Annotated in this window: 12 protein-coding genes; 5 read left to right on the forward strand and 7 right to left on the reverse strand. The window is 34.7% G+C overall.

Annotated features, from left to right (window positions below; translation table 11 throughout):
- Positions 1-63 precede the first annotated feature (63 nt).
- The gene (locus tag I600_RS03910) at positions 64-1,101 is read left to right on the forward strand and encodes an AI-2E family transporter (protein WP_058103186.1); all 1,038 of its coding nucleotides are present in this window, start codon (positions 64-66) and stop codon (positions 1,099-1,101) included.
- Here I600_RS03910 and I600_RS03915 read toward each other — a convergent pair whose 3' ends face one another.
- From I600_RS03915 to I600_RS03930, 4 genes are read right to left on the reverse strand one after another with little or no spacing between them, the layout of a single operon-like run.
- The gene (locus tag I600_RS03915) at positions 1,102-2,556 is read right to left on the reverse strand and encodes an oligosaccharide flippase family protein (RefSeq protein WP_058103187.1); all 1,455 of its coding nucleotides are present in this window, start codon (positions 2,554-2,556) and stop codon (positions 1,102-1,104) included.
- Positions 2,556-3,827 carry a glycosyltransferase family 4 protein gene (locus I600_RS03920; protein ID WP_058103188.1) on the reverse strand — a complete coding sequence of 424 codons (1,272 nt, stop codon included), beginning with the start codon at positions 3,825-3,827 and terminating at the stop codon, positions 2,556-2,558. The genes I600_RS03915 and I600_RS03920 overlap by 1 nt, the downstream gene beginning before the upstream one ends.
- Positions 3,827-6,262: a YfhO family protein gene (locus I600_RS03925; RefSeq protein ID WP_058103189.1), complete on the reverse strand. Its 2,436-nt coding sequence runs from the start codon at positions 6,260-6,262 to the stop codon at positions 3,827-3,829. Before I600_RS03925 ends, I600_RS03920 begins: the two co-directional genes overlap by 1 nt.
- 30 nt (positions 6,263-6,292) lie before the next feature.
- A complete protein-coding gene (locus I600_RS03930) occupies positions 6,293-6,547 on the reverse strand; it encodes a DUF4834 family protein (protein ID WP_058103190.1) in 255 nt (84 codons plus the stop codon).
- Positions 6,548-6,633: 86 nt separating this feature from the next.
- Between I600_RS03930 and I600_RS03935 the strand changes: the two genes are divergently transcribed.
- A complete protein-coding gene (locus tag I600_RS03935; RefSeq protein ID WP_058103191.1) occupies positions 6,634-7,719 on the forward strand; it encodes a transporter in 1,086 nt (361 codons plus the stop codon).
- Positions 7,720-7,807: 88 nt separating this feature from the next.
- A complete protein-coding gene (locus tag I600_RS03940) occupies positions 7,808-8,929 on the forward strand; it encodes a hypothetical protein (RefSeq protein ID WP_058103192.1) in 1,122 nt (373 codons plus the stop codon).
- Between the two features lie 62 nt (positions 8,930-8,991).
- Here I600_RS03940 and I600_RS03945 read toward each other — a convergent pair whose 3' ends face one another.
- The 3 genes from I600_RS03945 to I600_RS03955 all read right to left on the reverse strand — a co-directional run bounded on the left by I600_RS03945 (position 8,992) and on the right by I600_RS03955 (position 13,551).
- On the reverse strand, positions 8,992-10,251 hold the full coding sequence (locus tag I600_RS03945; protein WP_058103193.1) for an aminotransferase class I/II-fold pyridoxal phosphate-dependent enzyme: 1,260 nt from the start codon (positions 10,249-10,251) through the stop codon (positions 8,992-8,994).
- A 120-nt stretch (positions 10,252-10,371) separates the two neighbouring features.
- On the reverse strand, positions 10,372-11,412 hold the full coding sequence (locus tag I600_RS03950; protein ID WP_058103194.1) for a PLP-dependent cysteine synthase family protein: 1,041 nt from the start codon (positions 11,410-11,412) through the stop codon (positions 10,372-10,374).
- 81 nt (positions 11,413-11,493) lie between these two features.
- A complete protein-coding gene (locus I600_RS03955; RefSeq protein ID WP_058103195.1) occupies positions 11,494-13,551 on the reverse strand; it encodes a S9 family peptidase in 2,058 nt (685 codons plus the stop codon).
- 127 nt (positions 13,552-13,678) lie between these two features.
- Between I600_RS03955 and I600_RS03960 the strand changes: the two genes are divergently transcribed.
- Together I600_RS03960 and I600_RS03965 are read left to right on the forward strand one after the other, a co-directional pair.
- Positions 13,679-14,005, forward strand: coding sequence for a YbaB/EbfC family nucleoid-associated protein (locus I600_RS03960; RefSeq protein WP_058103196.1), 327 nt, complete (start codon positions 13,679-13,681; stop codon positions 14,003-14,005).
- 43 nt (positions 14,006-14,048) lie between these two features.
- Positions 14,049-14,501, forward strand: a complete 453-nt coding sequence (locus I600_RS03965) for a thioredoxin family protein (RefSeq protein WP_058103197.1) — start codon at positions 14,049-14,051, stop codon at positions 14,499-14,501.
- The last annotated feature ends 130 nt before the right edge of the window (positions 14,502-14,631 follow it).

Genomic DNA, 14,631 nt, shown 5'->3' on the forward strand with positions numbered 1-14,631 from the left:
TAACCATGCTACCTATATAAGTTTAATTTTCACCCAGTTAACAATCCATCATCAAAAACCGAAATGAAAAAAATCAAACATAAGATTCTTAGACAACTTATTATATTGTCGCTGATTATTTTTTTAGGCGGATTGATTATCAAATATATGCTTCCGTATATTTCTGGAGTTTTAGGAGCCCTTACGCTTTATGTAGTTCTTAGAAAATGGATGCTCAAATTAATCAATAAAGGGATAAAGAGAATGTGGGCAGCTATGCTACTCATTTTAGTATCCTTTATTGGAATCTTCGTTCCGCTGACCGCTGCAGGTTTTATGTTAAGCTCTGAACTAAGTAATTTGGCAGACAAATCTGAACAAGTTACCAAGGCATTTAAAGACCAACTTTTTCAAGTAGAGAAATATATAGAGTATGACATTTCATCTACTATTGACCCCAAACAAGCATCAGGCTGGTTAACGGATAATATGCAAGGTTTTGCCAGTGGAACTTTCAATGTGTTTATTTCATTGGGCATATTATTATTTCTATTGTACTACATGTTAAAGAGCCCAAAACAATTAAAGGAGTCTCTTCTAGAATATATTCCGCTCAGTAATAAAAATTTAATGACTTTAGGAAAGGAGATTGATAGTGTGGTACGCTCCAATGCTATTGCCATACCGCTGGTTGCATTAGCTCAAGGAATTATCGCTCTTATCGGGTTCTATATTTTTGGTGTAGACAACCCCTTATTTTGGTTTGTTATAGTAACTATTGGATCCATGATTCCTTTTATAGGAACATTTATAGGAATATTTCCAGTTTTTGTACTGAGCCTTGCCAGCGGCGAAGACTTTCAGGCCTGGGGAATTTTGCTTTATGGTATTTTGGTGGTGGGTATGACCGATAATGTCATTCGACTATTCGTTTTAAAACAATTAGATAGCACTCACCCGTTAATTACCTTAATTGGTGTATTAATTGGTATACCTCTTTTTGGTTTTGTAGGACTTATTTTTGGTCCATTGATTATAAACTTATTCTTGATTATTGTAAAAATATACAAACAACAATACGGCATTCAAAAATCGACCAAGCAAAGTGAAAATAAGATGTAATTAAAATTTTAAATATTTATTCAAGAATGCATACACATCCTCCGATATTTTAAATCGATATAGAACACCTACATAAAGCGCAATCATCAAAATACTTTTCAACGCAATATTGACTAGCGGATGAAAAGAAAATGAAAATGTTGAAAACATCACTGCTATAATTATCAGCAAAAGAAATACTTTAATTGTCTCGTGTGTAAAAGGCTGCATTTGAAACTTTGCTTTTACGTAGCCCAATTTCAATGAATTATAAATAAAAAAGGCACTGAAACTAGCTATTGCCGCACCGTTAATACCGTAGTTCGGAATCAACCAGAGATTAAAAATAATAGCCAAAACCGCTAACAATACGCCAAAAAACAAAATAGACCGGTAGAAATCTGAATTAAAAAGTATAGCATTGTTGTTCCCTAAAAGCGCATCATACACCTTTGCCAAACCAACCCAAAATACGATCATAAAACCGCCTGCATATTTATTCGGCAATAATTCATAAAGCTCATTAAGATTCAATAAAATCAATAAAAAAAGTATGCCGGAGACTATAAACAGTGTTAACGAGCTTTTTTGGTATAATTGCGTAAGAGCCGGTATATCCCTACTATTTAAATAATTTGCCGTTAACGGATATGTAATTTGATGCATTGCTTTTGAGGGTACGGCAATGGTTGATGCAATAAAACCAGCTACAGCATAAAAAGCCACATTTTCAAGCTCCAAAAAATCATTCAACATAACCTTATCTACCTCCATCAATACAATAGCAGTAGAACCTCCTAAAATTATTAAAGCACTATACTTTACAATATTTCTCCAATTGTTCGGAAAATGAAAATCTAATTTAGGAGAACGTAAGCTGTAAGAATATAATTTCATTATTAATGTTCTCGCAATATAGAAGCCTACCAAAGCATTAATAAAAAATGATATATCTATCAACTTAAAATACAATAGCAGTAGTAATACGGTTTGCCCTACCCTACAAAAAATCTCTTTCATGAAATTGCCGAACATCGATTTCATTTGAATTCGCGCCCATGCATAAAAGACTTCAAAGTATGACATTGCCATACCTACCAAAAAAATATGCCACACATACTCCCTTACCACATCATTTTGTCTAGAAAGCAAATTTCCTATCATATCATTAGCGGCATAGCTAACTACTGCCACCGGTATGATCAAGAACAAAGGCAAGATCAACATTAAAGTCAAAAATGAATCTTGATCCTTTTGATCCTTAAAACTTGAATAAAATTTGACTAAACTATTGGGAACACCAAATGCTAAAATGGGCATTAAAACTGAAGACACGGACAAAATAACCTGTATTAAACCGTAATTACTTGGTTGCATAAAATTGGTGTACAAAAACAAAGTATTGGCAGCTCCTATCGCAAAACCTATATAGGTAACAATTGTATTATTTAGAGATTGTTTTAGTACGATACCCATTAGATGTATTCAGCCAATTTTCTGGTGAGCTCTCTTCTGCTAAATTGCTCAATATTGTCCGCAATAATATGTAATTGCCCTTTCTGATAATTTTCAAACCATCTTAAAATTACGTTTTTCAGTTCAATATCATCAGAATGTTCAAATATATAGCCAGTTTTTGTTTCTTCAACAATACTTTCTACGTCCCAATTCTTAGGTCCAATTCCTAAAATTGGTCGCTTGGCCGCCATATATTCAAACAGTTTACCAGGTATAATTCCAATGGTTTCCTGAGAATCTATTTCTACCAGTAATAATACTTGAGATTTTCGTTGATATACCAAAGCTTCTTGATGAGACACATATCCTATAACTTCAATAAAGTCCTGTAATCCAACTTCTTTTATAGTTGATAGTATTTCATCGCTGACAACACCTATAAACTGTAGTCTTAATGCCTCTTTAAATTCAGGAAATTCATCTACCATTTGTGCCAAAACCGACCATAATTTCACGGGATTTCTACCGCTTAATAATGACCCTATATGTGAAATGGTATATTTTGAATCTAACCCTTCATCAGTCAGCAACTCCCCATCAAATCCATTGGTAATAACCTTTATTGGTTTACCTGTAATGTTTTCAAATTCCTTTTTTGTAGTACTGCTAGTAACTATAATTTTGTCTGCCGTGTGAAGAACTTTAGCTTCTAATAGTTTATGTTTCTTTTCTGCCGATTTGGTTAATTTCAATTTCTTATGATAGCCAATAGTTGTCCAAGGATCGCGAAAGTCTGCAACCCAATGTACAGGTCTTCCTTGTTTTAAATAATAGCCAATTAAATGCACACTGTGTGGAGGACCGGTAGTTATTATAGTATCAATACCTTCCTTAGCCAACACATCTTTTAGGAAGTTTACAGATGGTTTTACCCATAACTTTCTTGCATCGGGTATAAAAAGGTTTCCGCGAACCCACAAAAGAACTTTCTCTATAAAAGATTGGTTTTTCGTCTGTATGATTCCAGAGCTAATACGCTTCGTTTTTTTACTTGAAAAGAGTGAAGCAATGCGATAAGGTTCTTTAATTTTATGCTTATAGATTTTTATATCAGTGGGTACATCTTGTGAAAAAGTATCATCTAACATGGGGTAATGAGGATTCTCAGGAATATATAGTACCGGCTCAATACCAAAATCTCTAAGGTATTTCACAAACTTTAGCCAACGTTGCACTCCTGGTCCGCCAGCAGGTGGCCAATAGTACGTAATGACCAGCACTTTTCTCATTATGCTTCTTCTTCTTTTTTAGACCTCCAAAAAGAAAAACCTAAACCACCTACAATTACCAGTCCCAATAAAATAGTACTTGCTAAAGTAATTTTACTACCCGTAGCTACAACCTCTGGTTCAAATTTGAACTCTATTTTATGCTCCCCTGAAGGTACCGAAAGTGCTCTTAATACATAATCAACTTTAAAATAATCACTTTGTTTTCCGTCTATATAGACATTCCAACCATTTTTGTAATACATTTCAGAAAAAACAGCTACACCTTCATTGCTGTTCTTAGAATTATATACTAGGTGATTGGGTTCATAATCTATTAACTCAATAGATGCTGTAGAATCCACTTGATATTCCATTGGCTTAACATCTGTAAATGAAGTAGCGTTATATACGGCAATATTTTTAGTATCTAAACTGTCAAGTGCCATTATTTCCTCATTGGCATTATTGACCGCATTCAGTTTAGAAATAAACCAAGCATTACCATTGGCATTAGGGTTTTCAATAGGAAAGGTGTTTCCTTCTTGATCTTGCCTTACAACATACTTAATGTTCATCATATTCAAGACAGACAGATTACCGTTATAGACGTGGAAATTAAACAAATCTTGCATACCGGCAGGTTTTGCGGCATGATACCCCGTTATACTTTGATGAAAATAAGCCGTTTTAGCAGAGTCAAATCCGTCGGTTTGATCAAATACACGAAAAACACCATCATCTTTAGCAATAATTTTATCGGCAGTAGTTTCTTGAAATGGCTCAAGCATTTTACGCTTAGACACAAAATTGTCATTGTTCACATAACGTAAATCAACCCCAACCAAATCTACCACCACTAAAACACCAACAGCGATAATCAAAAAATTCATTTTCAATTTCTCTTTCAAATACAACCAGATCAATAAAGCGGTTGCCAAAGCAAACCCTAAAGAACGCAATAGATCACTTGTATAAACACTTTTACGATCTAAACGAAGCATTTCCGGAAGCTCCTCTAACCCGGTCATTCTTAAATTATCATCGGCAGCACCCACAAAATGAAAAGCTCCTTTAAATAAAAATAACACAACCCCAAGCCCTAGGATTGTAGCTGTAGCTAAGGTCAAAGATTTGATCTTATCGGCATGTGGCACCTTATCCTTAAATAGCTTTTTCAATGCCAATATTGCCAAAACAGGTACGCATAGCTCTAATATAACTTGAATGGAAGACACCGCCCTAAACTTATCGTATAGAGGAAAGTAATCTATCATAAAATCTGTCAATACACTAAAATTCTTTCCCCATGAAAGTATTAATGACAACAATGAGCCAAACAGTAGCCACCATTTATGCTTGCCTTTTACCAAAAACAACCCTAAAACAAATAGAAAGAATATCACCGCACCTAAATAAGCCGGTCCTGAAGTACCTGGTTGTTCTCCCCAATACAGTGGTAGACCACTAACAAAATCCAAGGCACTGGATCTAGCCAAACCTTTATCAATTAGGTAATTGTACGATTTTGAATTCTCACCTAAGTTTTCTTGACTTGCGCCACCAAAAAGTCTAGGAACAAATAAATTCAACGATTCAGCAATACCGTAACTCCAGTTAGTAATATAAGCTTTGCTTAATCCGCCAGTGTCCTCTTTAGGCGAACCATCGGGGTTGATCGTTAATTCACTTTTACCTCGCGTACTCCAATCAGCATATTCTTTAGTAGCCATTAACCCTGTAGCATTGGCAGCAATACCTAAAGTTACGGCTATCAACAATATACCGACCGAAGTGAAAAAATGCTTCAATTTTTTATCCTTAATGGCATATATCAAATAGACCACACCCAAAACCAATACAAGTAACATAAAGTAATAGGTCATTTGGTAGTGGTTGGCCGTAATTTCCAAAGCCATGGCCAAAGCGGTTAAAACAAAGCCCCACAGATATTTTTTTCTAAAAACCAATACAATACCACCTAAAAGCATAGGTAGATATGCCATGGCATGAGCCTTAGCATTATGTCCGGCACCTAAAATTATTATTAAATAGGTAGAGAAACCAAAGGCAAGTGCACCAATTACAGCTAACTTAAAATCCACTTTTAAACAACAAAGTAGAATATAAAAACCTATGAAATATAGAAATAGATAATCTGCCGGTCTTGGTAAAAACCGAATTAAACGGTCTAATTTTTTAATGTAATTATGTGGGTAATTTGCTCCTAATTGGTACGTTGGCATGCCCCCAAAAGCGCTATTGGTCCAATACGGTTCTTGATTCGTAGCTTTTCTAAAATCGTTCTGCTCTTTGGCCATACCGGTATATTGAGCAATATCATGCTGATACATAACCTTACCCTGCACAACCGGACTAAAATAAGCCAAGGCGGCGATGATGAAAAATACGACAACAAAAAAATTGATGAAAAAGAATTTTAAGCCTTGCTTCATTTGCTAAAAGTAGTGTTTAAGCAAAGATAACTAGTCTAGCTCTTCAAAATCAATGTATTCACCTACTTTTTCTGAATCCTTCTTTTTTCTAGTGGTTTTTTTATTGATAATTACACTCTCATCTTCTTGTTCATTAAATGGACGTTGATTATCAAAAGCTTGTCTGAAATGAGATTCAGTTTTCTTTGCTGCGTAATTCAAAATTTTTGGCGCAAATAACCTTGCTAATATTTTTAGAAGGTAATAGACCAAAAGAATAATTAATATAGTTTTTAAAAAAGCCATTTATTACTGCTTATATATATCAAAAATACAATTATCACGTTGTATATGTAGAATCATATTATTAAAATATATATAAAATCGTGTTCATGAATAGTCTTTTTGCCTACTCTAAATCATATCAATACGTATTCGCTTTATTATTTCTAATACCGTTAATAGGTATTTCTCAATATACAGATGTAATAAATTCTAATAGACCTGGAGTTTCTGTGAGCGCTTACGCGGTTGGCAAAAATGTGGTACAGGCAGAAATGGGATTATTCTATGAACAAAGAGACCACACCATTCTAAATACAGAATCGAATATTTGGGGAACCGATGTTTCATTACGATATGGTTTGTTATTAGAAAGATTAGAACTTAATTACGAAGGTACTTTTCAAGATCAAAAGATAACATTTTTGAATTTTGACCTAGAGGGCAAGCGAAGAGATTTTTCTAGAAATAGATTAGGTTTAAAATACTTGATCTATGACCCATTTAAAAATCCTGAAGCCAACAAACCCAACCTTTATAGCTGGAGAGCCAATCATAAATTTCAATTCAAGAATTTACTCCCCGCGGTTTCTTTATACGGTGGAGCAAATTTTGTTTTAGGCGATAATCCTTTTTACATAGGTGAACCAACCATTTCTTATCGTGGTATGATAGCTACCCAAAGTCGTTTGACTCCAAGGTTCGTATTAATTACCAACACCGCATATGACCGTATAAGCACAGATGACCCTGAGCTCAGCTATACCATATCATTATCCCATGCATTTAGAAACCCAAAATGGAGTGTTTTTGTAGAACACCAAGGCATTGATAGCGATCGGTACTCAGATGTATTGATACGTGGAGGTATTGCCCATTTATTAAAAGAAAACCTGCAGTTCGATTTTAATATGGGAGCTAGTCTAAAAAATACACCTACACGTATATTTTTTGGAATTGGCGGTTCTTACAGAATGGATTTCCATAAAGACAGTTTAAAACCAATTGAAGATCAAGAAGCGGATCAAAATGGTGGTGCCATTGACAAAAAAGCCATGAAAAAGAAAAAGAAGGATAAGAAAAATAAAGGTAGCGATGCAGAAGACGTAAACCTTGGGCCTTCTAAAAAACAGCTCAAAAAACTTAAGAAAGCGGAAAAGAAGAAAAAGAAAGAAAGTAGCGAGATCGACTTTTAACACTACATTCTACTCTTCAATATTTCATTACGCACCCCTTTATAATGTAGATTAATATCACTAATATTGGCACTTCTAAAGAAGTCCAATGATTACGATACATGAAGCCAAATCAAAGCAAGATTTAAAACGTTTTGTAACCTTTCCTTTTTCGTTATACAAAAACAACAAATATTGGGTACCCCCCATTATAAATGACGAACTTGAAAGTTTTGATAAAGAAAAAAATCCTGTTTTTAAAGATGCAGAGGCATGGTTCTTCCTTGCCATGGACGGTGATAAAATAGTTGGTCGTGTAGCCGCTATTGTCAATCACCTAGAAGTTGACCAACAAAATGTAAAAAAAATGCGTTTTGGTTGGTTCGATTTTATAGATGATCAAAATGTATCTAAAGCACTTTTAGACAAAGTAGCAGAAATTGGTAATCAGCACCAATTGGAATTTATGGAAGGTCCTGTAGGTTTTTCAAACTTAGATAAAGTTGGAGTACTTATAGAAGGGTTTGATCATATTGGCACCATGATAACTTGGTATAACCATCCTTATTACAAAGACCATTATGAGAGTCTTGGCTTTGTAAAGGAAAAGGAATACATGGAAAATAAATTTCCTGCAGGTAATGCAGATCCAGCACTCTTTACTAAATTGAACGACCTAGTTAAAAGAAGGTACGGTCTTAAAGAGGTTAATTTCACAAAGACTAAAGAGGTTATGCCCTTAGCAGATGAAATGTTTGATCTATTTAATGAAACCTATGCCAACCTTTCTTCTTTTGTTCCCATAACAGAAATACAAAAGGCTTATTTCAAAAAGAAATATATAAGCTTTATTAACCCAGAGTACATAAAATTCATTAAAGATAAAGAGGATAAACTCATCGCCTTTGCCATTGTAATGCCATCATTTTCAGAAGCACTGCAGAAAGCTAAAGGTAAGTTGTTTCCGTTTGGATTATACCACTTATTGAAGGCCAAGAAAAACAGTAAGGATGTTATATTCTATTTAATAGGAATACGACCAGAATACCAAAACAAAGGAGTTACTGCAGTAATTTTCAACGAGTACTACAAAACATTCAAAGAAAAAGGCATAGACATGTGCTACCGCACTCCAGAATTAGAGGAGAACATTGCTATAAAGCAAATGTGGAAACATTTTGACCCGGTAATCTATAAACGAAGAAGAACATATAGAAAATCACTTTCTTAAAACAAGAAAAAGGTCCGAAATCAAATTTGATTTCGGACCTTTTTATATACGACTGTTGTAGATTATTCTCCCATTGCAGCGGCAACTGCAGCAGATAATCTTTTATATGTACCATTCTGCAAGCGCTCTCTAATAGAAGAGAAAGCTTCCAATGTTTCTTCAACATCTTGTAAGGTGTGGGTAGCGGTAGGTATTAAACGTAAAAGTATAAGACCTTTAGGTATTACCGGATACACAACAATAGAACAGAAAATACCATGATTTTCACGTAAATCCTTCACTAAAGCCATTGCCTCTGGAATACTACCATTTAGATAAACAGGAGTAACACAACTAGTAGTTGTACCAATATCAAACCCTTTTTCTTTTAACCCGTTTTGTAACGCATTCACGTTTTCCCAAAGTTTAGCTTTCAGCTCTGGTTGGGTACGCAACATTTCTAAACGTTTTAGTGCTCCTTTCACATAAACCATTGGTAATGATTTAGCGAACATTTGCGAACGTAGGTTATATTTTAAATAATCGATAATTTCTTGATCGGCAGCAACAAATGCACCAATACTTGCCATTGACTTGGCAAAAGTGGCAAGATAAACATCAATACCGTCTTGCACACCTTGCTCTTGACCTGCACCTGCACCGGTTTCACCTAAAGTACCAAAGCCATGTGCATCATCTACCAATAACCTAAACTTGAATTTTTCTTTTAAGGCTACGATTTCCTTTAAGATACCTTGCTCACCACGCATACCAAAAACGCCTTCAGATATAACCAAGATACCTCCACCGGTTTGTTCGGCCAATTTGGTTGCACGTTCTAAATTCTTTTCAAGGCTCTCCGCATTATTGTGAACAAAGGTAAAACGCTTACCCATGTGTAAACGTACACCGTCAATTATACAAGCATGACAATCAACGTCATAAACTATAATATCATCTTTTGTAACAAGGGCGTCTATTACAGACATAAAACCTTGATACCCGAAATTCAGCAAGTAAGAAGCTTCCTTTTGAACGAAAGCAGCACATTCTTGCTCCAATTGCTCATGAAACTCTGTATGACCACTCATCATTCTTGCACCCATTGGGTATGCAGAACCATATTCAGCTGCAGCCTGACCATCAACCTTCTTAATCTCCGGAAGATTCGCTAAGCCTAAATAATCATTGATACTCCAGGTAATAACATCTTTACCTTGAAATTTCATTCTATTAGAAATAGGACCTTCCAATTTAGGGAAAACAAAGTATCCCTCTGCTTGTGAAGCCCATTTACCTAAAGGGCCTTTATTAGCTAAAATTCTATCAAATAAGTCTTTCATTGTTTAATTTGGATCTGTCTGCAAAAGTAAAAAATTTTGATAAAGATTCATAAATTATTTACTACGCAAAAAAGTGGGCTATAGACCCACTTTTTTATAAAATTATATCTATTTATTTTTTTACTTAACGTATTGTATTTCTTGCGTCTCCTCTACGGTATTCGTATTCAAGAAACCTTGATCTTCCATCCACTGATCACTATAAATTTTGCTCATGTATCTAGAACCATGATCAGGAAATATACAAACAACATTACTATTCTTGTCAAATGTATTTAATTCGTCCAATTGCTTAATGGCCTGCATTACCGCCCCACTGGTATACCCAACAAAAATACCTTCTGTTCTTGATATTTCTCTAGCAGTGTGCGCACTTTCTGCATCCGTAACCTTTACAAATTCATCAATAGTACTAAAATCAGTAGCACCAGGAATTAAATTTTTACCTAGACCTTCTATTCTATAAGGATAGATTTCATTGGTATCCAATTCTCCTGTTTCATGATACTTTTTTAATACCGATCCATAAGCATCAACACCAATAACTTTAATATTGGGGTTTTGCTCCTTTAAAAAACGAGCCGTTCCTGATATTGTACCACCTGTACCACTACATGCGATCAAGTGCGTAATTTGCCCACCTGTTTGCTCCCAGATCTCTGGACCTGTAGATTTATAATGGGCTTCCATATTCAGTTGATTGAAATACTGATTGATGTATATAGAACCTTTTGTTTCTTTATGCAACCTTTTAGCAACTTCATAATATGACCTTGGATCATCTGCACTTACATGTGCGGGACAAACATATACCTTGGCACCCATAGAGCGCAACATATCTATCTTGTCCGGTGATGACTTGGAACTAACCGCTAGTATACAGTCATATCCTTTAATGATACTTGCCATTGCAATACTAAAGCCAGTGTTTCCTGAAGTTGTTTCTATTACAGTACTACCTTCGGTTAGAATACCTGCCTTTTCAGCCTGCTCTATAATATGAATCGCAATTCTATCCTTAGAAGAGTGACCCGGATTAAAAGCTTCTACCTTTGCGTAAAAGTTACCGGTAAGATTTTCTGCAATTCTATTTAACTTAACTAAAGGTGTATTACCTACTAGTTCTAAAATATTGTTGTAAGCCCTGATCTCATTTTTCATAAGGGGGATATCAATGTTTAGTTATTTTATAAAAAAGAAATTTCTTGAAATTTCTGACGCAAAGCTACCATTTTTTTTCCACTATGTGATTTTCCCTTCCAAATCAAGAAGAAATGCATATTCTTTGGCAACTTCTCTTAACGACTCAAATCTACCAGAAGCACCACCATGACCAGCATCCATGTTAGTATTTAATAGTAGTTGATTATCATCTTTCTTCAACTCCCTTAACTTGGCAACCCATTTGGCCGGCTCAAAATACTGCACTTGAGAATCGTGCAGACCAGTAGTGACCAACATGTTAGGATACTTTTGAGCCACCACGTTATCATAAGGGGAATAGGATTTCATATAATCATAAAATACCTTTTCATTTGGATTACCCCATTCATCATACTCACCTGTGGTTAGCGGAATAGAATCATCTAACATTGTTGTTACCACATCTACAAACGGTACAGCAGCAATAACACCATTATAAATGTCAGGTTGCATATTTATAATTGCCCCCATTAATAAACCACCGGCAGAACCGCCCATTGCATATAAATGCTTTGCACTGGTCATTTTTTGTTCGATTAAAAATTTTGAACAATCAATAAAATCAGTAAAAGTGTTTTTCTTCTGCAATAATTTACCGGTCTCATACCATCTTCTACCAAGGTACTCCCCGCCCCTAATATGAGCTATTACAAATACAAAACCACGGTCTAACAAACTTAATCTTACCGTAGAAAAGTAAGGATCAATTGTAGAACCATAAGAACCATATGCGTATTGCAAAATAGGTGTATCCTCATTTAAAACAGTATCCTTTCTATGAACAACGGACATAGGTATTTTCTCCCCATCTCTAGCCGTTGCCCATAAACGAACTTCTCTATAATTTTCTTTTTCAAAAGTTCCTCCTAAAACGGATTGTTCCTTTTTCACCTCCTTTTCCTTAGTTCGCATGTTAAAATCTATCACAGAACTAGGTGTAGACATGGAATTATAAGAATACCTGAGTATTTCGGTATCAAAATCAGGATTGTTACCTACATATGCCGTGTATGTTTCACTTTCAAATGGTAAATAATACTCATTTGTACCATCCCACCTAACAATTCTAATTTTGTTCAGTCCGTTTTCACGCTCAGAGAGTACATAGTATTCTTTAAAAATATCTACGTCTTCTAAAAGAACCTCTGCTCGATGAGGAATAAACTCTTGCCAATGTCCTGAAGACGTTTGGTTTTCAGAAGTACGCATTAATTTAAAATTCTCCGCCTTATCTTTATTGGTAAGAATGTAAAAGCTATCCTCATAATGAAAAATAGTATACTCCAAACCTCTTTCCCTTGGTGAAAACACTTTAAAATCACCATCAGGAGTATCTGTAGAGAGAATTTGAAATTCAGACGTTAAAGTACTAAAAGAACCTATAACCAAATATTTCTTCGATTTGGTTCGGTATATGAATGTACTGAACGTATCATCTTGCTCATGAAAAACCAAAACATCTTCGGAGGTAGGCGTTCCTAGCTTATGCTTATAAATCTTATCCGACCGAAGTGTTACCGGGTCTTTTCGGGTATAAAACAAAGTTTCATTGTCATTTGCCCATACACCACCACCTGTTGTATTTTCAATTTTATCTTCTAAAACCTCACCAGTTTCCAAGTTTTTGACCTGTAAGGTATATTGTCTTCTAGACACAGTATCTACACCAAACGCAGCCAATTTATTATTTGGGCTGACAGCAATACCTCCAAGATTAAAGTAATCATGTCCCCTGGCCATTTCATTACCGTTGAACATAATTTCTTCATTGGCACTTAAATCGTTCTTAAATCTTGAGTACAATGGATATTCACCACCTATTATGTAGCGAGTACTGTACCAATAATCATTTAATTTATAGGGAACAGAAGAATCATCTTCCTTAATTCTACCTTTCATTTCTTGAAACAAATGTTCTTGAAAATCTTTGGTATGCGCAGTTACCGCATCATAATATGCATTCTCTGCTTCTAGATAAGTAATAACTTCTTTGTTTTCCTTATCATTTAACCAATAATAATTATCTACCCTTACATCATCATGAATAATTAATTCTTTAGGAACTTTTTGCGCCTGCGGCGGATGTTTAATATTCATACCTACTACATTATAAAATAAGACGGCAAAAATAAGACTAATTCGTAGACCCCCGTTTTATTATACGCAAAAACTGAAATGCACCTATTTTTAGTATTTTTGACATCTAAAATTAAAAACACAAACTATGTTCGGAGATATGATGGGTATGATGGGAAAACTCAAAGAAACCCAAAAAAAAGTTGAAGAGACCAAAAAAAGATTGAATACGGTTACCCTTGAAGAAAAGTCAAGTGATAGCTTGGTTTCGGTTACCATAACCGCAAATAGAGAAGTTAAGTCCATAGTAATAGATGACAGTCTTTTACAGGACAAAGAGCAATTAGAAGATTATTTGATACTAACATTGAACAAGGCCATACAAAACGCTACTAACGTAAATGAAACTGAATTAGCTGCTGTTGCTAAAGACGGTATGCCCAATATTCCTGGTATGGATTCGTTATTTAAGTAAGATTGGCAGGTTTTTTGCAATTGACATTATAAAATATAAATTCATGAAGTATCTTTTTTTATTATTAATGATTCCGTTTTTGGCCACCGCCCAAATGGATATTAAAAATGCAAATGATTCTAAATGGCTTACTAATTATGATACCGCTATTTCAAAAGCCAAAAAGCAGAAAAAAAATGTACTCGTTTATTTCACGGGTAGCGATTGGTGCCCTCCATGCAAAATGTTGAAAACCGATTTGTTCGACACCGTTGAGTTTCAAGAACTGTCAAGCAACTATATTCTGCTCTATATTGATGTTCCAAGAAATAAGGATTTGTTAACTGAAAAACAATTGGCGCACAACAAAGAGCTACTTACAAAACTCAACAAAAAGAAGGTATTTCCATTATTTAAAGTAATAGATTACAAAGGAAAAGAATTAGACGCTCTTTCTGGTTATAGCATGAACGGCGTAGTTGATTCTCATCTTAAACTTTTAGAAAAGAATAAGTAAGATAAATTTTATTTCATAAAAAATGGCTCATGTAAATACATGAGCCATTTTTGTTATACATCAATTCCAAGCAATAACATTTAAAACAATTAACCTATTTCAATATGAAAGATGTATACCCTAAATAGAT

Source organism: Maribacter dokdonensis DSW-8, assembly GCF_001447995.1.
GTDB classification, from domain to species: Bacteria; Bacteroidota; Bacteroidia; order Flavobacteriales; family Flavobacteriaceae; genus Maribacter; species Maribacter dokdonensis.

Bases quoted from the DNA above. Each gene is read 5' to 3' on its own strand.
- I600_RS03910 (WP_058103186.1), top strand. From the start codon at position 64: ATGAAAAAAATCAAACATAAGATTCTTAGACAACTTATTATATTGTCG.
- I600_RS03915 (WP_058103187.1), bottom strand. From the start codon at position 2,556: ATGGGTATCGTACTAAAACAATCTCTAAATAATACAATTGTTACCTAT.
- I600_RS03920 (WP_058103188.1), bottom strand. From the start codon at position 3,827: ATGAGAAAAGTGCTGGTCATTACGTACTATTGGCCACCTGCTGGCGGA.
- I600_RS03925 (WP_058103189.1), bottom strand. From the start codon at position 6,262: ATGAAGCAAGGCTTAAAATTCTTTTTCATCAATTTTTTTGTTGTCGTA.
- I600_RS03930 (WP_058103190.1), bottom strand. From the start codon at position 6,547: ATGGCTTTTTTAAAAACTATATTAATTATTCTTTTGGTCTATTACCTT.
- I600_RS03935 (WP_058103191.1), top strand. From the start codon at position 6,634: ATGAATAGTCTTTTTGCCTACTCTAAATCATATCAATACGTATTCGCT.
- I600_RS03940 (WP_058103192.1), top strand. From the start codon at position 7,808: ATGATTACGATACATGAAGCCAAATCAAAGCAAGATTTAAAACGTTTT.
- I600_RS03945 (WP_058103193.1), bottom strand. From the start codon at position 10,251: ATGAAAGACTTATTTGATAGAATTTTAGCTAATAAAGGCCCTTTAGGT.
- I600_RS03950 (WP_058103194.1), bottom strand. From the start codon at position 11,412: ATGAAAAATGAGATCAGGGCTTACAACAATATTTTAGAACTAGTAGGT.
- I600_RS03955 (WP_058103195.1), bottom strand. From the start codon at position 13,551: ATGAATATTAAACATCCGCCGCAGGCGCAAAAAGTTCCTAAAGAATTA.
- I600_RS03960 (WP_058103196.1), top strand. From the start codon at position 13,679: ATGTTCGGAGATATGATGGGTATGATGGGAAAACTCAAAGAAACCCAA.
- I600_RS03965 (WP_058103197.1), top strand. From the start codon at position 14,049: ATGAAGTATCTTTTTTTATTATTAATGATTCCGTTTTTGGCCACCGCC.